21 protein-coding genes are annotated in these 24,124 nt (G+C 33.4%); 12 read left to right on the top strand and 9 right to left on the bottom strand.

The genetic code is table 11. The features are described 5' to 3' along the window. Nucleotides 1-3: 3 nt before the first annotated feature. From mreC to DFQ06_RS16720, 7 genes are all read left to right on the top strand, one after another. On the top strand, nt 4-825 hold the full coding sequence (gene mreC, locus DFQ06_RS16750) for a rod shape-determining protein MreC (RefSeq protein ID WP_042496993.1): 822 nt from the start codon (nt 4-6) through the stop codon (nt 823-825). Beyond that, nucleotides 818-1,324, top strand: a complete 507-nt coding sequence (locus DFQ06_RS16745) for a hypothetical protein (RefSeq protein WP_042504329.1) — start codon at nt 818-820, stop codon at nt 1,322-1,324. The genes mreC and DFQ06_RS16745 overlap by 8 nt, the downstream gene beginning before the upstream one ends. Further along, nucleotides 1,321-3,258 carry a penicillin-binding protein 2 gene (gene mrdA / locus DFQ06_RS16740; RefSeq protein WP_133969007.1) on the top strand — a complete coding sequence of 646 codons (1,938 nt, stop codon included), beginning with the start codon at nt 1,321-1,323 and terminating at the stop codon, nt 3,256-3,258. The genes DFQ06_RS16745 and mrdA overlap by 4 nt, the downstream gene beginning before the upstream one ends. Then, on the top strand, nt 3,258-4,535 hold the full coding sequence (gene rodA / locus DFQ06_RS16735; protein WP_042504334.1) for a rod shape-determining protein RodA: 1,278 nt from the start codon (nt 3,258-3,260) through the stop codon (nt 4,533-4,535). Before mrdA ends, rodA begins: the two co-directional genes overlap by 1 nt. Nucleotides 4,536-4,568: 33 nt before the next feature. Then, nucleotides 4,569-5,204 (top strand): peptide deformylase, encoded by a 636-nt coding sequence (gene def, locus DFQ06_RS16730; RefSeq protein ID WP_133969004.1) that lies wholly within the window; start codon nt 4,569-4,571, stop codon nt 5,202-5,204. 1 nt (nt 5,205) lies between these two features. Next, a complete protein-coding gene (gene murI / locus DFQ06_RS16725) occupies nt 5,206-5,985 on the top strand; it encodes a glutamate racemase (RefSeq protein ID WP_133969002.1) in 780 nt (259 codons plus the stop codon). 126 nt (nt 5,986-6,111) lie between these two features. After that, a complete protein-coding gene (locus DFQ06_RS16720) occupies nt 6,112-7,404 on the top strand; it encodes an integrin alpha (protein ID WP_133969000.1) in 1,293 nt (430 codons plus the stop codon). 15 nt (nt 7,405-7,419) lie between these two features. Here the strand turns inward: DFQ06_RS16720 and DFQ06_RS16715 are convergent, their stop codons facing one another. The 3 genes from DFQ06_RS16715 to DFQ06_RS16705 form a co-directional block, all read right to left on the bottom strand. Beyond that, entirely contained in the window at nt 7,420-7,935 is a 516-nt protein-coding gene (locus DFQ06_RS16715; RefSeq protein ID WP_133968998.1) for a gamma carbonic anhydrase family protein, read from the bottom strand. Nucleotides 7,936-7,985: 50 nt separating this feature from the next. Then, entirely contained in the window at nt 7,986-8,720 is a 735-nt protein-coding gene (locus DFQ06_RS16710; protein ID WP_042496980.1) for a LytR/AlgR family response regulator transcription factor, read from the bottom strand. 69 nt (nt 8,721-8,789) lie between these two features. Further along, the gene (locus DFQ06_RS16705) at nt 8,790-10,967 is read right to left on the bottom strand and encodes a histidine kinase (protein ID WP_133968996.1); all 2,178 of its coding nucleotides are present in this window, start codon (nt 10,965-10,967) and stop codon (nt 8,790-8,792) included. A gap of 219 nt (nt 10,968-11,186) precedes the next feature. On the opposite strand from DFQ06_RS16705, the gene DFQ06_RS16700 reads away from it, so the two are divergent. Beyond that, nucleotides 11,187-12,365, top strand: coding sequence for a VWA domain-containing protein (locus tag DFQ06_RS16700; protein ID WP_042504338.1), 1,179 nt, complete (start codon nt 11,187-11,189; stop codon nt 12,363-12,365). Nucleotides 12,366-12,581: 216 nt separating this feature from the next. Here the strand turns inward: DFQ06_RS16700 and DFQ06_RS16695 are convergent, their stop codons facing one another. Then, a complete protein-coding gene (locus tag DFQ06_RS16695) occupies nt 12,582-13,586 on the bottom strand; it encodes a PorP/SprF family type IX secretion system membrane protein (RefSeq protein WP_042496974.1) in 1,005 nt (334 codons plus the stop codon). A 172-nt stretch (nt 13,587-13,758) separates the two neighbouring features. On the opposite strand from DFQ06_RS16695, the gene DFQ06_RS16690 reads away from it, so the two are divergent. The 4 genes from DFQ06_RS16690 to DFQ06_RS16675 all read left to right on the top strand — a co-directional run bounded on the left by DFQ06_RS16690 (nt 13,759) and on the right by DFQ06_RS16675 (nt 18,273). Continuing rightward, nucleotides 13,759-14,661, top strand: a complete 903-nt coding sequence (locus DFQ06_RS16690; protein WP_042504340.1) for a NifU family protein — start codon at nt 13,759-13,761, stop codon at nt 14,659-14,661. Nucleotides 14,662-14,746: 85 nt separating this feature from the next. Then, nucleotides 14,747-14,947: a dodecin family protein gene (locus tag DFQ06_RS16685; protein WP_042496972.1), complete on the top strand. Its 201-nt coding sequence runs from the start codon at nt 14,747-14,749 to the stop codon at nt 14,945-14,947. A gap of 117 nt (nt 14,948-15,064) precedes the next feature. Beyond that, nucleotides 15,065-17,170 carry a thioredoxin domain-containing protein gene (locus tag DFQ06_RS16680; RefSeq protein ID WP_317130007.1) on the top strand — a complete coding sequence of 702 codons (2,106 nt, stop codon included), beginning with the start codon at nt 15,065-15,067 and terminating at the stop codon, nt 17,168-17,170. Between the two features lie 287 nt (nt 17,171-17,457). Continuing rightward, on the top strand, nt 17,458-18,273 hold the full coding sequence (locus DFQ06_RS16675) for a mechanosensitive ion channel family protein (protein ID WP_042496969.1): 816 nt from the start codon (nt 17,458-17,460) through the stop codon (nt 18,271-18,273). 88 nt (nt 18,274-18,361) lie between these two features. On the opposite strand, the gene tsaB is transcribed toward DFQ06_RS16675, so the two are convergent. The 5 genes from tsaB to DFQ06_RS16650 all read right to left on the bottom strand — a co-directional run bounded on the left by tsaB (nt 18,362) and on the right by DFQ06_RS16650 (nt 24,092). Next, a complete protein-coding gene (gene tsaB, locus DFQ06_RS16670) occupies nt 18,362-19,045 on the bottom strand; it encodes a tRNA (adenosine(37)-N6)-threonylcarbamoyltransferase complex dimerization subunit type 1 TsaB (protein ID WP_133968994.1) in 684 nt (227 codons plus the stop codon). Between the two features lie 139 nt (nt 19,046-19,184). Beyond that, nucleotides 19,185-20,546 (bottom strand): TolC family protein, encoded by a 1,362-nt coding sequence (locus DFQ06_RS16665; protein ID WP_081959141.1) that lies wholly within the window; start codon nt 20,544-20,546, stop codon nt 19,185-19,187. After that, nucleotides 20,524-21,648 carry an efflux RND transporter periplasmic adaptor subunit gene (locus tag DFQ06_RS16660; RefSeq protein ID WP_133968992.1) on the bottom strand — a complete coding sequence of 375 codons (1,125 nt, stop codon included), beginning with the start codon at nt 21,646-21,648 and terminating at the stop codon, nt 20,524-20,526. The genes DFQ06_RS16665 and DFQ06_RS16660 overlap by 23 nt, the downstream gene beginning before the upstream one ends. Before the next feature lie 12 nt (nt 21,649-21,660). Beyond that, entirely contained in the window at nt 21,661-22,905 is a 1,245-nt protein-coding gene (locus tag DFQ06_RS16655; RefSeq protein WP_042504355.1) for an ABC transporter permease, read from the bottom strand. A 2-nt stretch (nt 22,906-22,907) separates the two neighbouring features. Further along, nucleotides 22,908-24,092: an ABC transporter permease gene (locus DFQ06_RS16650; protein ID WP_231961864.1), complete on the bottom strand. Its 1,185-nt coding sequence runs from the start codon at nt 24,090-24,092 to the stop codon at nt 22,908-22,910. Nucleotides 24,093-24,124 lie beyond the last annotated feature (32 nt).

Below are 24,124 nucleotides of genomic sequence, written 5' to 3'. Positions count from 1 at the left end.
CCCATGCAACAGATTATTAATTTTCTAATAAGAAACAAAAACTTTTTGTTGTTCTTGTTGCTGTTTAGCATTTCTATTGTTTTTACAATTCAGTCACACTCCTACCATAAAAGTAAGTTTATTAACTCGGCTAACTTTTTAACTGGTGGTGTTTATAATTCTGTAAATAATATTTCAGATTATTTTAATTTAAGATCTCAAAACAATCTGTTATCAGAAGAAAACAGACATCTAAAATCTCTTTTGTACAACCAAGCTACAAAAGATTCAGTTTATATAGATAGCTTATCTTTTAATGATAAATACAGATTTACTTCGGCCAACATTATCAAAAACAGTTATGCTTTACCTGATAATGTTTTACTTTTAAACAAAGGTAAAAACGATAGTGTTTTTGAAGATTTTGGCGTTATTACAAGTAAGGGCATTTTAGGTATTGTAAATAAAACGAGTAAAAATTTCGCAACCGTTATTTCAATATTAAATACAACTAGTAACATTAGTGCCAAGTTAAAAAAGACCAACCATTATGGGTCTTTAAAATGGAACGGGAAAAACCCAAGAATTACCCAATTAGTAGATATCCCTAAAATTGCAAACTTTAAAACAGGAGATACCATTGTAACCTCTGGCCTATCTTCTATTTTTCCTAAAGGCGTTCCTATTGGTACCGTTAACGATTTCAAACTAGACAACACAGAGAATTACTACGAAATAAATGTATTGTTGTTTAACGACATGACGAATATTGAGCATGTTTACATTATAAAAAACATCAATCTTCCTGAAATTAAAAACCTTTTAAACGGCATAAGCAATGAATAGTGTTTTTTTCGCCCAAGCTAGCCGATTTATTATCCTTGTCCTTTTTCAAGTATTAATATTCAACCACATTAATTTCTTAGGATATATAAATCCGTATATCTACATTTTATTAATTGCATTTTTCCCGGTTAGAAATAATCGTATTGTTATCATTTTTATTAGTTTCTTCTTAGGATTGTCGATTGATTTATTTCTAGACACAGGAGGCGTTCATGCGGCAGCATGCGTATTTATCGCTTACATTCGCCCTATTCTTTTAAAATCGTCTTTCGGTATGATTTACGAACACCAAACCATCCGTTTCAATACAGTAGACTTTGGTGCTAAACTTACCTATATCTCATTATTAACCATAGTGCATCACTTTGTTTTGTTTAGTTTAGAAATATTTAACTTTTCAAAAATAATTTTAATCCTTCAAAAGGCGTTATTCTCAAGTATATTCAGTATTATATTGATTATTCTAATTACAGTTATTTTTAGTAGGAAAACGAAATGAGACAATTTTTACTTTTTATCTCCATCATTCTTGTTGGTGTTTTATTTATTTCTAGGCTTTTTTATCTTCAAGTGTACAGCTCGAATTCAGATAGTTTATACGATGATAATGCCATTAGAAAAGTATGGGATTACCCAAAAAGAGGCTTTGTATATGACAGAAACGGTGAACTTTTAGTTTCCAACCAACCATCATACGATGTTATGGTAATTCCTCGAGAAGTAGAACCACTAGATACTTTAGAGTTTTGTAATCTTTTAAAAATTGATAAAGAAAAATTTATCACAACATACAACAAAGCACGTCGCTATTCCCCTAGATTATCATCTGTTTTTGTTTCACATTTATCAAAATCTGACTACGCAGTACTACAAGAAAAAATGCGTAAGTTTAAAGGTTTTTATATTCAAAAACGTTCACTTAGACATTACGAAACCACTATTGGCGCCAACGTTTTAGGTGATATTGGAGAGGTAAACAATGCCATTATAAATCGTGACGATTACTACAAAATGGGTGACCTTATCGGAAAACAAGGTATTGAAGCCTCTTATGAAGAAACGTTGCGTGGTGTTAAAGGTTTAAAATTTATTCAAAAAGATAGATTCAATCGAGATATCGGCCCTTATAAAGATGGCGAATTCGATATTACCCCAGAACAAGGTAAAGACATCAAAATCACAATTGATGCCGATTTACAGGCCTACGGTGAATTGCTTATGCAAAATAAACGCGGTGGTGTTATTGCCATAGAACCATCGTCTGGAGAAATATTAGCCATGGTTGCGGCTCCAACTTACGATCCTAATATTTTAGTGGGAAGAAATCGTTCTAAAAATTTCACAAAACTCTATAACGATTCTATTGCGAAACCGCTTTTCAATAGAAGTTTACAAGGCGTTTATGAGCCAGGATCACCATTTAAATTAATGAATGCCTTAATCGCTTTACAAGAAGGCGTTGTAACCCCAGATGAAACTGTTACCTGTTACGCAGGTTATAAATATGGAAATAGATTTATGAAATGCCACTGCCATAGCGGTACTAGAAATGATATGATTTCTGGTATACAACGCTCATGCAATGCATACTTTGCTACTACATACCGAAAAATTTTAGATAAAAATGGTAATGCTTCAGCAGGTATTGATACCTGGAGCAATCATGCTAAAAGTTTTGGATTAGGCGAGTTTTTAAATAACGATTTGTATGTAGGCCAAAAAGGACGTATACCAGACCGTGCATATTACAAGCATATTTACCCAAACACTTTCTACTCTACCTATACCATTTCTAATGCTATTGGGCAAGGGGAAGTTGCCACAACACCAATTCAATTAGCTAATATGGCTGCAGCTATTGCCAATCGCGGGCATTATTTTACGCCACACATTATAAAAAGTATTGAAAACGAAACTTTACCAGAACAGTTTACAAAACCTAAAATAACTACTATAGACAAGCAAAACTTCGAACCTGTTATCGAGGGTATGCTACAAGTTTACAAACAAGGTACAGCAGCATCTTTACAAGTAAAAGATATTGACATCTGCGGAAAAACTGGAACTGTAGAAAATTTTGTAAAAATTGATAGCGTAAGAACACAGCTTACCGACCATTCTATATTTTTAGCCTTTGCTCCAAAAGATAATCCAAAAATAGCCATTGCTGTTTTTGTTGAAAACGGATATTGGGGAAGTCGTTTTGCTGGACGAATTGCTAGTTTAATGATTGAAAAACATATTAAAAAAGAAATTACCCGAAAAGATTTAGAAGAGTGGCTTTTAAAGCATAGTTTAGAGAACGAATATGCTAAACCTTATTCTGGTGAGTCTTTTAGAATTAACGGACAAACAAGCTTGCAAATTGTTGACGATCAAGAATACAATCGACTAAAAACAGAGCTGAATAAAATAAATAAAACAGCAAATTAATGGTTAGAGACACTAACAGACATTTTAAATTCGATTGGATTACTATCTTTCTATTTTTTCTTTTAGTAGGTTTTGGTTGGCTTAATATTTTATCGGCATCACACACCGGAGTAACTTTAGATTATTTCGATCTTTCTCAACCCTTCGGGAAACAACTTATTTTTATTTTTTTAACCTTCGGTTTAATTATACTACTCTTAGCCATAGATGCTAAGTTCTACGAGCGTTTCTCTAGCCTTATCTATATTATATCCATGTTGTCCTTAGTTGGACTCTTTATATTCGGTAAAAACGTAAACGGAGCAACATCTTGGTATGCCATTGGAGGCATGACGTTACAACCTAGTGAATTTGCAAAAACAGCCACAGCCTTGGCCGTTGCCAAATATATTAGTGATTTAAACACCAACATTAAAAACTTTAGTGATCAAATTAAAACGTTTGCTATAATCATAACACCTGCCTTTCTTGTATTACTACAAAATGATACCGGAAGTACCATTGTTTATGGCGCCTTCTTTTTTGTTTTATATCGCGAAGGCTTACCCAAATACTATTTAACACTAGCAGTTTCGGTTATACTCCTCTCCATTTTATCTTTAAAATTTGGAGCTATAATAACATCAATAATTTCTATCATAGTAGTAATTTCTTATCATTTTCTAAACAAAAGAAAACTTAGACTTTATCAATTAACACTAATTTTAATAGCGGCTTTAGCTGTTTCATTTGGGGTAAAATTCTTCTATCAAAGCATTTTACAACCACACCAACAAGACCGTATAAGCCTATGGTTACGCTTAGAGAAAGACCCTGTTAAGCTTCAGAAAATGAAGCAAACTTTTGCATATAACCTCAACGAATCAGAAAAAGCCATAAGCTCAGGCGGGCTTTCAGGTAAAGGCTTTATGGAAGGCACACGTACCACTGGTAAATTTGTACCAGAACAACATACCGATTATATTTTCAGTACCGTTGGCGAAGAGTGGGGTTTTATTGGCAGCTCCTTTGTAGTAATCGTTTTTGTACTATTACTACTGCGTATATTACACTTAGCTGAACTTCAAAAATCGCAATTCAGTCGTGTTTATGGCTATGGAGTTGCGGCCATTGTATTTATCCACTTTTTAATTAATATAGGCATGGTTATGGGTTTAATTCCAACCATCGGTATTCCATTACCGCTTTTTAGTTATGGTGGCTCTGGACTTTGGGCATTTACTATTTTAATCTTTATTTTTATTAAATTAGACTCCAACAAAATAAACGAATGGTAGTTTAACCGTTCTTATTTTATTATGTTTACTCTAATGAAAAATAAAATATACACTCTTTTATTATTAATCATTTTAGCTAGCTGTTCTAGCAGTAAATCTCTTACAAATCAAAGTTTTTCTAAAGAACAAACGCAATTAATTTCAAGTGCCGATAGTTTAGTACCCATGCGTGTTTTTAAAATAACTAACAAAAAAGATTCACTTTTATTACGTTCAAAAAGTGCATACGTAAAACCATCGCCAAACAATGTTGTTTTAAAAACCTTTGTTAACAGACTCTATGCTACAGTTAGAGACAGTATATCTATGGGTGTTGGTATTGCCGCGCCGCAAGTAGGCATTTTAAAAAACATTATTTGGGTACAGCGTTTTGATAAAGAGAACCACCCGTTTGAGGTCTATTTAAATCCACGAATCACCAAATATTCAACAGAGAAACAATCGGTAAAAGAAGGCTGTTTATCCATCCCGAACCGCAGCGATATGCTTAATAGTCGTTCCTTTTTAATAGAAATTGAATACGATACCATGAATGCCGAACATAAAAATGAAACCATAAGCGATTTTACTGCCGTAATATTTCAACACGAAATCGATCATTTAAGTGGTATTTTATATTTAGACCATCTCGAAAAAGAAATACGCGACGCCAAAAAAAACAAGCTTTAAAATGAATAAAAACTCTATAGGTATTTTCGATTCTGGAGTTGGCGGAACTTCTATCTGGAAAGAAATTAACGCGCTTTTACCAAACGAGAACACGCTTTATTTAGCCGATAGCAAACACGCTCCTTACGGTTCTAAAGGTAAAAATGCCATTATAGATTTAAGCATAAAAAACACCGAATATTTACTCAATCAAAACTGCAAAATAATAGTAGTAGCCTGCAATACAGCAACCACAAATGCTATAGATTACCTACGCGCTCAATACAAAATTCCGTTTATAGGTATTGAACCTGCCATAAAACCAGCAGCCCTACAAACTAAAACAAACGCCATTGGTATTTTGGCAACCAAAGGCACATTAAGTAGTGCACTATTCTCAAAAACAGCTGGGATATTTTCCAAAAGCGTACATATTATCGAACAGGTTGGAGAAGGTATTGTAGACCTCATTGAAACCGGAAAATTAGATTCACCAGAAATGAGATCACTATTAAAAATCTATCTCAACCCCATGATAACTGCCAACATAGACCATCTGGTTTTAGGCTGTACGCACTATCCTTATTTAATGCCATTACTGCTAGACATTCTTCCAAATCACGTTAAAATTATAGATTCTGGTGAAGCCGTGGCGCGCCAAACCAAAGCTATATTGCAACAAAACAACTTATTAAACACATCAACAAGTCTTGCAAAAAACCGCTTTTTAACCAACGGAAATCCAGAAACCATGAATACCCTTTTAAACCAAAAATTCAATATTGAAATTGCCGATTTCTAATTTGTAAGTACACTTAAAGATGTAATTTCCAAACTTTCATCCTAATGCCGATTGATAGTTAGTCGAACCGCGGCAAATTAAACCTTTCCTAAAAATTCAGGTCTAAGTGTTAATTAAATACAAACCATGAAAATTCTAACTGTACTTTTAGTAGCACTAACCTTTATATCTTGTTCTAATAATGAAAACTCAAATGATTCTGAAGAAGTCATCCCTGAAAACATATTACAATATCAACCTGAAGGCTCTGTTACTATCACAGAAGGTTCTGGAGGCTTAGTCGCTAGTTTAGAAAGTGGAGATCGCTTTGGGCGCGACCATGATAAAATTGGTGATGTTGATGGAGATGGGGTTATAGACTTTGTAGTTGGCGCTCGATCTGATGATGATGGAGAAACCGATGCGGGAGCCGTTTACATTTTATTTATGAATAATGATGGTACAGTAAAAGCAAATCAAAAAATATCGATGCTTTCCGGAGGCTTTTCAGAAGTTTTAAATGAAGGCAATTTTTTCGGGTATGGTGTTGCAGGCATTGGAGATTATGATGCCGATGGCATTCCTGATATTGCCGTTGCTGCCCCCGTTGCACCAAACAATGCATTATATATTATTCACCTCAAAACCGATGGTACTGTTAAAGACTTTGTAAAAAACGAAAACATTAATGCCAATGGCCTATCTGCTATAGGCGATTTAAATAACGATGGCAGAATCGATTTAGTAGCATGCGCTCCCAGCTCTAGCGACGGCGGAAGTAATAGAGGCGCTATAGATATTTTATTTTTAAATGCCAATTCTCAAGTAATTTATGCCAATAAAGTAACCATTAGTTCAACACAAGGTGGCTTTGGCGAAGGTTTAGAAGATAACGATCAGTTTGGTGGTCGAGAAGTTGCAATGCTCGGAGATCTCGACAATGATGGCAATAAAGAATTAGCTGTAGGCGCTTTTATGTCCGATGGTGGAAAAGGTGCCATCTGGATTCTATCTTTAGATTCTACAACTTACAACGTTGTATCTAAAACAAAAATAACAGAAGGGTTAAATGGCTTTACAGACGAATTAGTTACAGACATTAATCCTAACGGAACTTTTGGAGCCAACTTAGGTCATGCTATGTGTGCGCCTGGCGATATAGATGGCGATGGTATAGCCGATTTAGTTACGGGTGCAAACCAACAATACGAAGGTTGGGGTTATGTGCTGTATTTAAACGCCGATAAAACTGTAAAATCGTTCGATAGAATAAATAATACCGAAGGCGGTTTTAATCTCTCACTAGAAGCCGAAGGCCGTTTTTCTCGTTCAATTTCTTATGGAGGTGATTTAAAAGGAGATGGTTCTATGGCTATAAATTTTGGCGGTGGTGCAGGAACAACTGGCACCATATACACCTTGTTTTTCAGACCACAATAAACTCATTTTAAGAGACTATTCTTTAAACCAACTCGAATATTTAATGTAATTATCGGCTATACGATTTATTTCTCCCAAGATCAATTCTTCGCTAATATCTTTAACTTTTTTAGCAGGCACACCGGCATAAATACTACCCGATTCTACACGTGTGTTTTTGGTAACCACAGCTCCGGCGGCAATAATACTATTACTTTCAATTACGCAATCGTCCATAATAATACTGCCCATTCCAACCAAAACATTATCCTGAATGGTGCAACCATGGACAATGGCATTATGCCCAATAGATACATTATTACCTATAGTTGTTGGCGATTTTTGATACGTAGCATGTATTACCGCACCATCTTGAACGTTTACCTTGTTACCCATTTTTATGTAATGCACATCGCCACGAATTACGGCACTAAACCAAATACTACATTGTGTTCCAACAGTAACATCGCCAACTATTACAGCATTTTCTGCTATGTAACAATCACTTGGTAATTGAGGTGTTTTTCCGTTTATAGTTTTTATAATAGGCATAATAAATTGAATTTTTAAGGTTACGCTTTCGCGGAAATAATATTGTAAAACTATTTAAAATAAGATAATAACTGAGCTTTTTTAGATGCTGAAACCATAATTTCTTTTCCGTTGCTAAGTAAAACACTTCCGCCCTTTCCTTTTAAGTATTTTACAACTTCGTTTACATTTACCAAATACGATTTATGCACCCGAGCAAAACTAGAATCCGTTAACGCTTCCTCAAAATACTTAAGTGTTTTACTAACTAGTTTCTTTTTATTATTGTTCAAATAAATTTCAGTATAATTATCATCGGCTTTGCAATATAAAATATCTGCTGTATTCAGAATTTCGAACCCATCTAGTTGCGGAATCGTTATTTTACCACTAATACTATTGGTTTTCGGTACCAACACTTCATCCTGCAATGCATTTTCCTTAGTTCTTATTTCAGTAACATAATCTACTGCCTTTATAAGTTCATCAATAGAAATTGGTTTCATTAAATAATAACTCGCGTGAGCATTTAGAGCCTCGATAGCATAATGATTATAAGCTGTTACAAATACGGTTTCAAAATTAACATCGCCTACCTTATCCAATAAATCGAAAGCATTACCATAAGGCATTTCCACATCTAGAAACACCAAATCTAAATCGTTATTTCGAATTAAAACCAAAGCCTCTTCCACGTTTGATGCTTCACCTAAAACAACAACATTTGGACAGTATTTTTTGATATAATTTTTTAGAATTTCTCTACTGGTTTCTTCGTCTTCAACAATTATGGAAGTTAATTTCATATCTATGAATTTTAAGTTGAATATTTTCAGCAGAACTATTTAATTTCTGCTATAATCTTCAAGCTTATTTTAATCTTTTTTGAGCGTTACAATAACTTTTGTTCCAGTATCGACTTCCTCTTGAAAATCACTAATAGACACATCAACTTTATCTTTATACATCTCATTTAGAATAGAAACACGTTTTTTAATATTCCCCATCCCTTTTGAATTTTGTTTTTGCTGATGCTCGGTTTTTAAAGCCTTAGATTGTGCGCGTCCAATACCATCATCTATAATACTTATCGTAATTTCATTTGGGTTAGATTGATTAATGGCTATTTCTAAATTTCCCTTTGTTTTTTTATAACGCAATCCGTGCCAAACCGCATTTTCTATATAAGGTTGAAGTAACATAGGCGGAATTACAAAATCGTTTACATTGATGTTTTTATCCACTTTAATGGTATAATCAAACTTATCTTTAAATCGAAAATGTTCTAGTTTAGTATACAACTCTAACAGCTTAATTTCTTTTTCCAAAGGAATAAAATCTTGCTCACTATTTTCTAAAACAGCACGCATTAACAATGAAAAATCGGTTAGATATTTATTAGCCGTACGTTCGTCGTTAGAAGCTATAAAACTATTTACAGAATTTAGCGCATTAAAAATAAAGTGCGGATTCATTTGGCTTCGTAAACTTTTTAAAGCCAACAAATTATTCGCTAATCGTTGTTGTTTAATATACTTAAACATTAAAAAAGCGGCAAGTAATAACAAAGCTAAACCACCAATTAATGAATAAATAATAAGTTTTTGACGTTTGGTTTGCTCTGTAGAAAGTTGGTATTTGCTTTCCGATAATTCGCGATCGCTCTCTAAGCTAGTAATTCTATTTTGTTTATTCGACAACTCCTTACTAAAACGTGCAGCTTGCGAAATTTGCTGTTCTTTTTTAGCATAAACCTGATCTACTAAATCTACATAATCTTGGAATGCCTTTAATGATTTCTCGTAATCTTCTGCTGTTTGATAAACCTCAGATAATCTTCGAGTGGCATCTTTTTTCACAATTAAATCCGATTTACTTTCGGCTTCAACAATACTTTTTTCTAGGTAGCTTATGGCATTACCAACATCACCTTGTGAAGCGTAAGCATTTCCTATTTTATAATTTTGCTTTTGTGGTGTCAATGGACTTTCATTTTCGAAAACAGAATCGGCTTCAATTTCACTAATAGTATTTAAGGCTTCTTTTCTAAGTTGAATTTCTTCAGAGTAATCGCTTATATCATTTTGAAAATCGGCTACCTTTAATTTTTCTGAAACGGCTCTTTTTTTATTTTCACTATTCGCAAGATTTAATGACTTATAGAAAAAGCCTTTTGCCTTATCCGCATCTCCTTTTGCACTGTAAGCCTGCGCTATTTTGGAGTTTAAATCCGTTTCTTTAGGTTTTATTAAATGGTTTTGAGCCACGGTTAAACCTTGCTTATAATTATCTATAGATGTATTGAAGTCTTTAGTTAACAAGTACACATCCCCCAAACCTTCGTAAAGCGATACTAACTGCCAATTGGTAAGTTCTCTTTTATCGAGTGCTTTATAGGTTTGTATACTTTCTTGATAGTTTTTATTGAGTTTATAAGCATTTGCAAGCTTTAAAGACACTTCGTTACTGTTGGTGCTTTGGAGGCTTATTCTATAATTAGAAACCGCTAAATCGTACTGTTTCCAATAAAAATAAATATCGCCTAAAGACTCGTAAGCAATACCATTTTCTTTGGCAGAATTGGTTTCAACTAAAGCTTCAGAAATAAATTGAATACTTTTTCGAGCATCTTTTTTTAAATAGACATCTGCCGAATCTATTAACGATTTAAAAGATTCAGGATTACTACGTAATCGTTTACTATACTTAGATAAAGTACGTTCTTTTTTATTCGTTTCTACCTGAACTTCGATACGCTCGTTACTTTTAATGGTGTAATAAACGGTTTCAAAATCTTTGTATCGAATGGTTAACTCATCACCAATACGCACCTCGATTCTAAAATCGCCCATAATATCGGTAGTTGCATATCCGCCACCGTTAACCTCAATGTTTACATCTGGAATTGGATTTCGAGTATCACTTTCAATCACTGAACCACGCACAGTAAATCTTTCACCCTGAATATTTAATCCACCGTTATTCTGTGCCAACACGAACGTACTGAACAGAACAAAACTTAAAAGCGCTATATATTTTAAATAAGTATTCATTATAATTTTCACAACGATAAACTTACGCACTTTACTTGGTATAATAAAATGATGGTTTTAGAAATAATAGCCTTTTAACAGCCTAAAAGTAGCGTTTACTAATTAAAAGGTTAATGTCACGCATTGAAATGCCCGTGCTACGCATTACTGTTTTATTATGAACTGGTTTGAATTTAGTTTTACAGTATTGAAATCTTTCTCATTTAAAAAACAAAAACTATGAAAACACACTTAAAAACATTCGCCTTTTGCGCTGCATTAATTGGTTTCACCTCTTGTAACGCTAATAATAAAAAACCTAAACTTTATGCTGAACATACCGTTGAGCACGAAATTGAAAAGAAAAAGAACGACAAAGAACCTAATAAACAATTCATTAAAGTGGCACTTTTATTAGACACCAGTAATAGCATGGACGGTTTAATAGATCAGGCTAAAGCTCAACTTTGGGATATTGTAAACGAGCTATCTTATGCTAAATGCGGAACAAACAAGCCAAATCTACAAATTGCTCTATATGAATATGGCAATGATAATTTAAACGGAGATGAAGGTTACATTAAACAAGTATTAGCTTTTAGTGATGATTTAGATGATATCTCTAAAGAGTTATTTTCGTTAACCACAAATGGCGGTGAAGAATATTGCGGACAGGTTATCCAAACCTCATTAAACCAATTAAATTGGGGTAAAAACCCAGACGACTTAAAGCTTATTTTTATTGCTGGAAACGAAGCTTTCACACAAGGAAAGGTGAATTACCAAGATGCAACCACAAATGCAAACGAAAAAGATGTTACTGTAAACACCATTTTTTGCGGTAATTACAGACAAGGTATTTCTAGTAAATGGCAAGCTGGTGCCCAGTTAACAAAAGGCGACTATATGGCTATTGAACAAAACACCAAAACGGTACATATTGCATCGCCTTATGATGATACTATTTTAATTTTGAACAAAAAACTAAACAATACTTACGTGACTTACGGTTCTAAGGGGCAACGCAAAATGGAAATGCAAGCCGAACAAGATAAAAATGCTGCCGGTTACAGTAAAGCAAATGCCGTGAGTAGATCGGTTAGTAAAAGTTCGCATTTGTACAAAAACAAATCTTGGGATTTAGTAGATGCTGAAGAAATGGACGAAGTTGTTATATCGGATTTAACAGATGATGCTTTACCTGCAGAATTAAAAGGAAAATCTACTGAGGAAATTAAAGGTTATATTGACATAAAACGTAAGGAACGTGAAGATATTCAGAATGAAATACAAGAACTTAATGCGAAACGTAAAGTTTATATTTCGAAACAAAAAACAGAGGGAAATAATGGTTTAGAAAATGCCATGACTAACGCTATTAAAGCACAAGCCCAAAAGAAAAATTATACTTGGAAGTAAACCGTATTAATAGTTTAGTAAACTACCGATGCGGATAATGCGTGAGGGATTGAACGGCCTGTTTGAGCTCCCCGACCAAAGGAAGGGAGCGAGTAGTAAAAGCCCGGCACCGACCTTAGGAGGTGACACGCCCAATCTAAGAAGTTATTAAACAACAAATCCCACTAATTACTTAGTGGGATTTGTTGTTATGTATTGAATTGTAATGTCTTTATTTTAATTAACTGCCGGACAGTTACAATGGTAAGCTTCTTTTCTACAATTAAAGTTGTAACCTAACGTAAATTGGTGAAAACCACCATTTGTAAACACTAAAGAGTTTGATTGATAGGTGTATGTGTAAGCAAACATAAACTCATTAAAATTAACACCTAAAATTGGTGTAATTTGCTGTAGTTTTTGGCTTTTAACCGAATTGGTAGAGGTTAAATATTCCGCGCCATCACTACTTTGACGGTATGAAATTCCTCCCCAAATTTTACCAAAATCCATTTGTTTGTATGCCTTAGCATTAATATCTATACCACCCTCTTTTGTAGCATCGCGATATTGAAACATTATTGATGGCTCGTAACTCCAAGTACTTCCATAACTACCAAAAACAGCTCCTAAAGAAAACAGGTAGCGTCTTAAATTACTTGTAATATTTTGGTCGCTATTTACTCCTGAGTTTTTAATTAAATTCTTAACCGTACCGTGTGCATAATAATCTAAAAACTGGTAAGAAAAACCAAAATCTAAATTAAAGTTAGTTTCACTTTGTACTGTACCATCGATTATTGGATCTGGACCATCGAAAAGAAAAGAAGTTTCATCTAATTTATACTGAATAATTCCGGCACTTAAACCGAAAGAAAGCATATTTAAATCTACCGGAGAACGCGAAAACATAAGGTGATGCGCATAAGTTGCATAAGCACCCGTTTGCGAGTGATATCCGTTTTTATCCGTGTACAAAATTCCCCCAACTGCCGATGGTGTATCGCCAATACGACTATTAACACTCATGGTCATTAATTTTGGAGCATCTTCTTGCCCAAACCATTGTTGGCGAGCTGTAAGGCGTAGCTTTGCACAATTTGCGGCTCCTGCCATAGATGGGTGAATTAAATAATAATTATCGGTTAGATAATCTGTATAAATTGGTAATCCTTCTTGAGAAGTTGCCATGTTGGAAAACAACATTGTTGCAATTACCATAAAACTAAATTTTAATCTCATAACTTGTACACGAGGTATGTTTGCTATTATAAACGCCTTGATTATTAAAAAATTATAGCCTTAAACTTACTAGTAATTACATACTTGGTTCAGTTCTACAATTGGGCAACAAAACTCAAATATATGGATATCTAAAGTTTTCTTTTAGTATTTTTGTAAAAAAATAGCTAAAATGAGTAATTTCAAGGTTTCTATTAAAGAAACATCTAACGATAGCATAGTAAAATTTGAGTTAAATCAATTTATTACACAGCACCAAAGTTTTGAATTTAATAATATTGACGAGGCAAAAGGTTCGCCTTTAGCACAACAATTATTTTATTTACCCTTTGTAAAAAAGGTTTACATTTCTGGTAATTTTATTGCTGTAGAACGTTACAGTATTGTAGAATGGACCGATGTGCAAGATGAAATGGCTGAACAAATTGAAGCCTATTTAAATGATAACGGTATTGTAATGGAAGAATCGGCAGCTCCTAAAAAAGTTCCGGTTACTGTTTACGCAGAAAGTACACCAAACCCTGCTGTTATTAAGTTTGTTGCTAACAAAAAAATAGTTACAGCTCTTTTTGAATTCACTTCTATTGATGAGGCAAAACTTTCGCCATTGGCTACCGAGTTGTTTCATTTTCCTTTTGTAAAAAGCGTTTTTCTTGATGAAAATTACGTTTCTATTACAAAATATGATATTGCCGAATGGGATGGTATTACTTTAGAACTTCGTGAATTTATTAGAAGTTATATTGAAGATGGAAAAGAAGTTGTTTTACCAGAAGCAGTGGAAACTCTAAAAAAATCTACAGAACACGTTGATACACATTTTGATACGCTTGATGATACATCTAAAGAAATTATAAATATTCTTGAAGAATACGTAAAACCTGCTGTAGCCAGTGATGGTGGTAATATTCAGTTTATATCTTATGATGAAGAAACAAAAAATGTAAGCGTACTTTTACAAGGCGCTTGTAGTGGTTGTCCATCGTCTACATACACTTTAAAGAGTGGTATTGAGAACATGTTAAAAGAAATGTTACCAGGCAAAGTCGCTATGGTAGAAGCTATTAATGGCTAAAAAAGTGACGGTTTAATTTATTTAGGGTCTTAATTTTAGTTATCTTTAGAGGTAACTATTTTTTTAACTAAATAAATTTTATATCATGGCAGTATTAAAAGTAATTGAAGTATTAGCAAACTCAGAAAAAAGCTGGGAAGATGCAACTAGAAAAGCAGTAAAACACGCATCAAAAAGCGTTAAAAATATTCGTTCGGTATACGTGCAAGATCAGAGTGCAAGTGTAAAAGATGGCGAAGTGGCAGACTTTAGGGTAAACTTAAAAATTACTTTTGAAGTGAACTAATTTCATTTTAAAATAAAAAAAAGCGTTCTATAAATTTTATAGAACGCTTTTTTTATGTTTAAATTTTGAGAAAAATAACCCAGATATGGTTTAACAATATTTCCCTAACTTTGATAAATGAAACACCTTATACTACTCGCATTCTTTACTTTAATCATAGGTTGCAAAGGTCAAAACGCCTCACCAATGGAACATGAACACACCAATGCTTTAATCCATGAAACGAGTCCTTATTTATTGCAACACGCCCACAATCCCGTAAACTGGAATCCTTGGAACGATAAAACTTTAGCACAAGCCAAAACCGAAAACAAATTAATTTTGTTAAGTGTAGGTTATGCCGCCTGCCATTGGTGCCATGTTATGGAACAAGAAAGCTTTGAAGATAGTTTGGTGGCACAAGTAATGAATAAAAACTTTGTAAACATAAAAGTAGATCGCGAAGAGCGACCAGATGTGGATCAGGTTTACATGAGTGCCGTACAACTCATGACAGGAAGTGGCGGCTGGCCCATGAATGTTATTGCACTACCCGATGGCCGACCTGTTTGGGGTGGCACCTATTTTAAAAAAGAACAATGGTTAGATGCTTTAGATCAAATTTCAAAATTATACATTGAAAAACCAGAAAAACTAAAAGAATATGCTGATAAATTAGAACATGGCATAAAATCAATGGATGTTATAGAAGTGAATACCAATGCGCCTGTTTTTGAAGCGGAATTTATTGCTGAGGCCGTTTCTAAATGGTCTAAACAATTTGATTATAAATTTGGAGGCCTAGACCACGCGCCTAAATTTATGATGCCAAACAACTATCATTTTCTGCTACGCTATGCTTACCAAACTAACGATAAAAAACTACAAGACTACATAAACCTAACGCTTCAAAAAATGGCTCATGGAGGTGTATTTGATCAAATTAGTGGTGGTTTTTCTCGATATTCTGTAGATAATAAATGGCATGTACCTCATTTTGAAAAAATGCTTTACGATAACGGGCAGTTAGTCAGTTTATACGCCGATGCTTATTTAAATTCCAATAATACACTGTATAAAAATGTAGTTGAAGAAACCTTAGCGTATGTAAAACAAAACATGACTGCCGAAAATGGTGCTTTTTATTCTTCATTAGATGCCGATAGTCACAATGCCGAAGGCGAACTTGAAGAAGGCGCCTTTTATGTTTGGACACAAGATGAACTCAAAACCTTAATAACAACAGATTTTGAATTGTTCGCCGATTATTACAATATAAATAGCTTTGGTCATTGGGAACACAACAACTATGTGTTAATTAGAAAAGACGATGATGCCACTATTATTAAAAAACATAAAATAACGCTAGAGGTTTTAAATGAAAAGAAAAGCACTTGGAAACAAACCCTATTAGAAGCTAGAAACAAAAGGTACAAACCACGATTAGACGATAAAACACTTACATCTTGGAATGCTATAATGCTTAAAGGATACATTGATGCGTATCGTGTTTTTGGAAATCCAGAATATCTCGCTTCCGCGGAAAAAAACGGTAACTTCATTTTAAAAACGCAATTAAAAGAGGATGGCGGCTTATTTCACAATTATAAAAACGGACAAAGCAACATTAATGGTTATCTAGAAGATTACGCCACAACTATCGATGCTTTTTTAGCGCTTTATGAAAACACTCTAGATGAAAAATGGCTTAATGCCTCAAAAAAATTAACTAAATTTACTTTCGATTATTTTTATGATGCTCAAAGCAGCATGTTTTATTTCACCTCTAATAGTGATGCTTCTTTAGTAACCAGAAGTATTGAATATCGCGACAATGTAATTCCGGCAAGTAACTCAATCATGGCTAAAAACCTGTTTAAATTATCTCATTATTTTGACGATGCACATTATCAAACTACAGCACAAAACATGTTAAATAACGTAAAACCGGAAATACAAGAGTATGCTTCTGGCTACTCCAACTGGCTCGATTTAATGCTCAATTATTCCAATCCGTTTTACGAAGTTGCTGTAGTTGGTCCGAAAGCAAAAGAAAAAATAAAGAAACTCAACCAAAGTTATATACCTAACAAACTTATAGCAGGTAGCCTTACAGAAAACAATATGCCTTTACTACAAAATAGATTTAACCCCAATAAAACTCTTATTTACGTATGTGTTAATCAAGCTTGTAAACTCCCAGTTTCGGAGATAGGTGAAGCCAAAACATTACTAACCAAATAAAAGGATAAAACACACAAGAAAAATCTTACATTCATTCTTAAAATAATTTTTGCAGTAGAGTACATTTAGTTTTTATAATTTTATTTCTATTTTATGTGACTATTTAAGGTGTTTATGTGTCTAAATTTCACAAAGCAGGTTAAACTTATTTAGGCGTAATTTATTCCTTTTAATTATTGCACCAATATTAAGTTTAGTTTCATTTATTTAATAATTTTTTATCATAAAAAAGTAAACAAAGCAGCATATTAGTTTTTAATTTTGCGAAAAACAAATCAAAAGAATTTATGGATTTAGAAAACATTGACACAGAAAAATGGATTGCTCTAGCAGCAGAGTATGGTATTAAAATTATTGGTGCCATTGCCATATGGATTATTGGCTCTTGGGTTATTAAAAAAATATTGAAGGCAGCCGAAAAGGTTATGTCTAAAGGAAATTACGATATAAGTCTTCAAAAATTCTTATTAAATCTTTCGGGTTGGGCATTAAAAATTATTTTAATTATTGTTGTTCTTGGTACCGTTGGTGTAGAAACTACATCTTTCGCTGCTATTATAGCTGCCGCTGGTTTAGCTGTTGGGTTAGCTTTACAAGGTTCTCTAGGGAATTTTGCTGGAGGTGTTTTACTTATGATTTTTAAACCTATAAAAATTGGTGATTTAATTGAAGCTCAAGGTGAAATTGGAGTTGTTAAAGAAATTGAAATTTTTACTACAAAATTAACAGGTTTATCTAATAGAGAAATTATTATTCCAAACGGTTCTTTATCTAACGGAAATATAATTAACTATTCTACGGAAGGTACGCGTCGTGTAGATTTAACTTTCGGTGTTGGTTACGACTCTGATATTAAGAAAACAAAACAAGTACTTATGGATGTATTAACATCGCACCCTAAAGTATTACAAAACCCTGCTCCTACAGTAAACGTGTCAGAATTGGCTGATAGCTCAATTAACTTTGCTGTTAGACCATGGTGTACAACTGCAGATTACTGGGATGTTTATTTTGGTATTACTGAAAATGTAAAAGAAGCTCTTGATGCAGCTGGAATTGAAATTCCTTACCCACACCAAGTTGAAATACATAAAGAAGGATAAGCTACGCATAAAACTTATTAATTGAAAAAGACCTGATAGTTTTAACTATCAGGTCTTTTTTTAATTTAACAAATAAACTCTATTAGTATTACTTTGTTTTCGCCTTCGGTTTCAAAGCCACAAAATCTTTTAAATAATACGGTTCGAAATAAGCGACATCTTCAAAATCATTGCTTTGATATTTTTTATAAGCCAAAACACTCATTTCATTAGCCGATGGCAATTTATCTTCAATAAAAATGGCATTAGGGTTTGTAATAAGTGTTTTTGTTTTTTCAACACCATTTCCTATAAAATATACTTTTCCGTTCTGTAAATTTTCCGCGAAAGCGTTTTCATCTAAAATCTGAGCTTCAGTAGCTCTAATCTCATTATAATTAGAATCATAAATAGCAGAATACACCTCCATACGACGCGCATCTAGCATAGCTACAATCACTCTATGATCCATAGGTGCTTGTTTTGCTAAAGCAGCTAAGGTTGGCACAGCAATTAATGGCTTATCTAAAGCGAAACAAAGCCCTTTAGCGGTAGAAACCCCAATACGTAAACCAGTATAAGACCCAGGACCTTTACTAATCGCTATCGCGCTTAAATCGGCTCCTGTAATTCCTACCTCTTTTAAAGCGGAGTCTATATAAACGTGAAGTCTCTCGGCATGCGAATAACTTTTATCATTATCTTCTTTTAAAACAATAGTTTGACCATCTTTAGCAATGGATACCGAACAATTTGTAGTTGCTGTTTCTATATTTAATATGAATGTACTCATGTTTTCATTTTCATTGGAATTGCAAAAATATTGTTTTTATTATTAGAAAAATATTACTGTTCTATAAAAAGTAAAAAGGCCATCATTTATTTAAAATGACAGCCTTAATTTATTATTTAAAATTGAGCTAAATCGAAAACTAGTTTATTAACGATTTACCCATGTAAAAATCTAACACTTTGGTTTTAAAAACGAAATCGTATTTGGCATTAATTAGCGACGATTCTGCATTTATAAGCTGTACACGAGCTTGCTCTAAATCAAAATTGGTTAGTACACCAATATCAAAACGCTCTTTAGAGTTATTAAACGCCAAAGTTTGAGATTCTAAAGATTTTTTCGCTGCTAAATACGCTTTTAAACCTGCTTGTGCATCGGTATAAGCACGTTGAATATTAGACTCTAAATCTATTTTAGCTTGTTGTAAACGCAATTTAGAATTATCTTCTTGAATTTTAGATTTTGCAACATTCGTTTTATTTTGAAATCTTGAAAAGATAGGAATACTAATACCTAAATTAAAACTGTGTCCTTTATTATTATTTAACTGGTCTAAAAAAGCTTCTTCATTAGCACTTAAATTCGAATAAAAAGCATTGGTACCAAAGCCGTAACTTAAAGATGCCGATGGCAAGTAACCTCCTTTAGAAATTTCGGTATTTAACTCTGCACTTTCAATATTCTTTTCCGCAATTTTAATTTCATTTCTATTTTCTAAAGCATAATTTAAAACAGGATCTACACTGTCGTACATTACCGCTTCAGAAGGTGAATCAATATCAATTATTTCAACATTAAAACCATTGTAAGGCACTTGCAAAAGTTGTGATAATGATAATAATGCTAAGTTGAAATTATTTTCGGCTAAAGTTACTTGTTGTTCGTCGCGACTTAAAGTAGCTTCGGCATCGTAAATATTAGCTTTAGGTTGCACTCCAGCATCAACTAAGCTTTTTACTTGATTTAGTTGTTTTTCACTAAACAGTATTTGCGCTTGAGCAGTTTCTAAATTTTCTTTATTAAAAAGCACATTTAAATATGCATTTACAACATTAAGTGAAATATCATCTTTAATTCTGTTAAGCTCTAACCCATTGGTTTCACGATTTAACAACGCCGATTTTTTGTTATTTAAATTTCTAAAACCATTAAAAACCGTTTGAGAAACACTTAATCCAACATTGGTAGAATGACTGGTTCTATTGGCAAATATACCTTCTGCTACTAAAGACGTTCCTAAACTTAATCCCTGAGATGTACTCGCGCTTAGCGATGGCAAAAATTGTCCTTTTGCTGCAATTATATCTTGATCGCTTGTTAATAGCGAATTTTCAGCTTGTTTTATAGTTATATTATGTTCTAGTGCATGATTAACACATTCCTGTAAGGTCCATATTTTTTCTTGCGAAAAGGAAGATACCGAAATACATAAAATAGCTAAAACGATTAGGCTTTTAAAACCTTGCAACTTGGTGTTTTTAATTTTCATCTTCGTCCTCATCTTCGTTATCTTTTGATGCTTTATTCCATACTTTAATCTTGTCGCCTTCTTTAACGCCTTCTAGTATTTCTACGTTTATACCATCAGATAAGCCTAATTCTACGTTTTCTTTACGGTATTTATTATCACCTTCAAATATTTCAACAAAAGGTTTTTCGGTAATTCTGTTATACTGTAGTAAAGCTTCTCTAATTGCTAACACACTATCTTTAGCTTCAATATCTATTTCCGCATTAGCGCTATACCCTGCTCTAATATTTGTTGTAGAATCTATTTCAACATCGGCCTTAATAGTAAACTGTACCGCTCCGTTTTCTTCAATACCTTTTGGTGCAACAAAGGTTAATTTTGCAGGAAATTCTTTGTTAGCAATAGCCCCCAAAACGACTTTAATTATTTTCCCTTCTTTTAATTTTCCAACTTCAGCTTCATCAACTTTACCTTCAAAAATCATTAAACTCATATCGGCAATAGTTGCGATAGTTGTTCCTGCATTAAAGTTATTACTTTGAATTACTTGATCGCCTTCTCTTACAGGTATTTCTAAAATAGTACCAGGGATTTGAGCAACAATATTAGTATTTGCAGAACTTCCGCCAGAAATAGAACCACGCTTAATAATTTGATAATCGTTTTGCGCTTGTCCGTAAGTTTCCTTGGCTTGATTGTAACTTAACTCACTGTTCTCAAAATCTTGCTTAGAAATAACACCTTTTTCAAAAAGGGCTTTGTTTCTATTGTACAATACTTTTGCGTTCTCAAAAGACAATTTGGTAGATGATATACGGCTACTTGCACTTACCAAACTTTGCTCGTTTGGTACCACTCTAATAGTAGCAATTAAATCTCCTTTTTTAACCTTGTCTCCTTCTTCAACTAAAATCTTGTCCACAATACCAGGAATTTGAGGTTTCAATTCAATCTCCTCCTCTGGGTTTAATTTCCCTGTGGCAACGGCTTTTGTATTAATTGATGTGTAAAAAGGTGACTCGACCTTAAACTCTTCAATACCTTTAGAATTTGCATCCTTAAAATACTTTAATACAAAGGCTAATAGTAAGATGACTACTATTACTGCAATAATTTTTACTGTTTTTTTCATTTTTTTGATTGTTTATTCTTCTCTTAAAGCTTCTATTGGTTTAATACTTGTTGCTTTTGTTGCTGGAATTAGGCCTATTAAAGTCCCTAGAACTACTAATATCAATAAGGCTGTAAATACCACACCTATAGATACAGATGCGTTTACCAAGGCAGCATCTGCTCCTTGCCCAAAAAGATAATCGAGTAGTATTAAAATTAAGCCTCCCGAAATAATACCAAATAGCCCTGCTACTAGTGTTAAAAACACAGCCTCAACAACTATTTGTCTTTTAATTTCGAATGGTGTTGCACCTAATGCGCGACGTACTCCAATTTCTTTAGTACGCTCTTTCACGGTTATTAATAAAATATTACCAATAGCAAAAACACCGGCTATTAATGTAGCAATACCCACAAACCATGTTAAAAATTGCATCCCAGTTAAAAAACCTGTCATTTTAGAAAACTCTTTTCCTAAATTAAAACTTCCGAATGCACGTTTATCTTCTGGGTGAATATTGTTTAAGTTTTTAAGTAATAGTTTAGAATCTTCTTCTATTTGCTTAATATCATATTCTGGCTTTCCGGTAATCATCATCCAACCTATACGATCGCCTTGATTGTAAATCTGCTGATAGGTAGTAAACGGAATATGCATATCTGTAGATGGCCCCATATTAACATTACCAGAATCGAACATTCCAACAACTTTAAAATTGATATCATTAATAATTAAATACGTCCCAATTGCTTCAGCATCTTTTTCATAAAGCTGTTTATATGCATCTTCTGAAATGACTACAATTTTTTTATTGTCATCAATATCATTCTGATTGATAAAACGGCCGTGTATTAATTTTTTCTTCTGAAGTTTATCTAAAAGCGGATAATCGCCTGCCATTTGAAAACTACCAGATAAAAAGTTTTTTGTAACCGTTGCGCTTCTTTGATTTCTAGGAAGTACAAACTCGATACCTTCAACATTTTCTTCTATTTTTTTAGCATCGGATAAAGATAACTTCACCTCTCGACCTTCTTGAAAACCTTTAAAAGGTTTTCCTGTACTTTGCCCCCAAACAAAAACACTGTTTGTTGCAAAATCTCCAAACAACACGTTAAAAGAATTCTCTAAACCACGTGCCGAACCTAGTAAACCAATAAGTAATAAAATACCCCACCAAACACCAACCATGGTTAAAATAGACCGTAGTTTGTTTTTGCTTAAGCTATCGAAAACTTCTTGCCAGGTATCTTTCTCTAGTAAAAATTTAAACATAGTTAATCGTTTCTTAAAGCTACAATAGGCTTAATTTGTGATGCTTTTTTTGCTGGTAAATACCCTGCAATGGCTCCCGCAACTATTAATGTTATGGTTGCTCCTGCTACTAAGCTGTTACTTACTCCTGGATCTTTTATAAAATAGTCTTTTAAAACTGGTGTGGCGAGTTCTAAAACACCAACACCCACCAATAAACCAACATATCCAGCAATGGCTGTGATAATTATAGATTCTAATAAAATGATGGAGACAATTGATCTTGGTGATGCACCTAAAGCTTTTCGAATACCAATTTCTTTAGTACGTTCTTTAACAATAAAAATCATGATATTACTAATACCAACAATACCCGCAATTAAAGTTCCGAAACCAATAACAAGTATTATAATTGATAAACTAGTTGTCATCATATCTACTTGTTGTGTGCCTTGCGCCATGTTCCTAATTCGGATTGCGCGTTGATCACTTCTGGCAACATCAAACTTTTCTTTTAAACTTTTTTCAATAGAAACTCCAAAAGCAAGGGCCTCGGTAGAATTCATTTCTGGGTTATACGTTAAATGCAATAAATCTACCAAATCGTTATTACCATAAACACGCTGTATGGTGGTTATTGGCATATAAATGATACTTTCTTCACTATCGCCTTCATCATCAGTAAAAACACCAACTACTTTGTATTGAATTCCGCTAAGGTTAATATATTTTCCAATAGCGGTTTCTTTAAAAAACAATTCATCTTCAACCTTTTTACCAATAACAACAACTTTAGTTTTATGCTTTAAATCGTTTTGATTAATGTATCGGCCTTCTTTAATTTCATTGTTTTCAATAAACATGTACTCTGGATAAATACCTCGAAGTTGATAATTGTTTTTTTCACCTTTAAAAGAAGCGTTAACACTTTTATTCACTTTAGATGTTATAAACTGAACTTTATCGCCGTATTTTTCTTTTAAGAATTCGCGATCTTCATTTTTAAACTGAATTCTTCTACCAACCTGCAAACCTTTGTGTGCTTTGGTTGTTCTTCCTGGATAAACAATAATAGAATTGTTGGCATCGGTTCCAAAAGCCTCCTGAAAGGTGTTTTGTAAACCATTTGCTATGCCAAATAAAATAGCAAATAACAAAATAGCGAAAGCCACCGTAAACCCAGAGAGTAAACTCCGAGTTCTATTCATATTAATACTTTGGAATATTTCTCGCCAGAGAT

The sequence above is a fragment of the Algibacter lectus genome (genome assembly GCF_004368925.1).
Taxonomy (GTDB): domain Bacteria; phylum Bacteroidota; class Bacteroidia; order Flavobacteriales; family Flavobacteriaceae; genus Algibacter; species Algibacter lectus.
The sequence above is the reverse complement of the archived record's forward strand: the minus strand, read 5'-3'. Positions and strand labels throughout refer to the sequence as shown.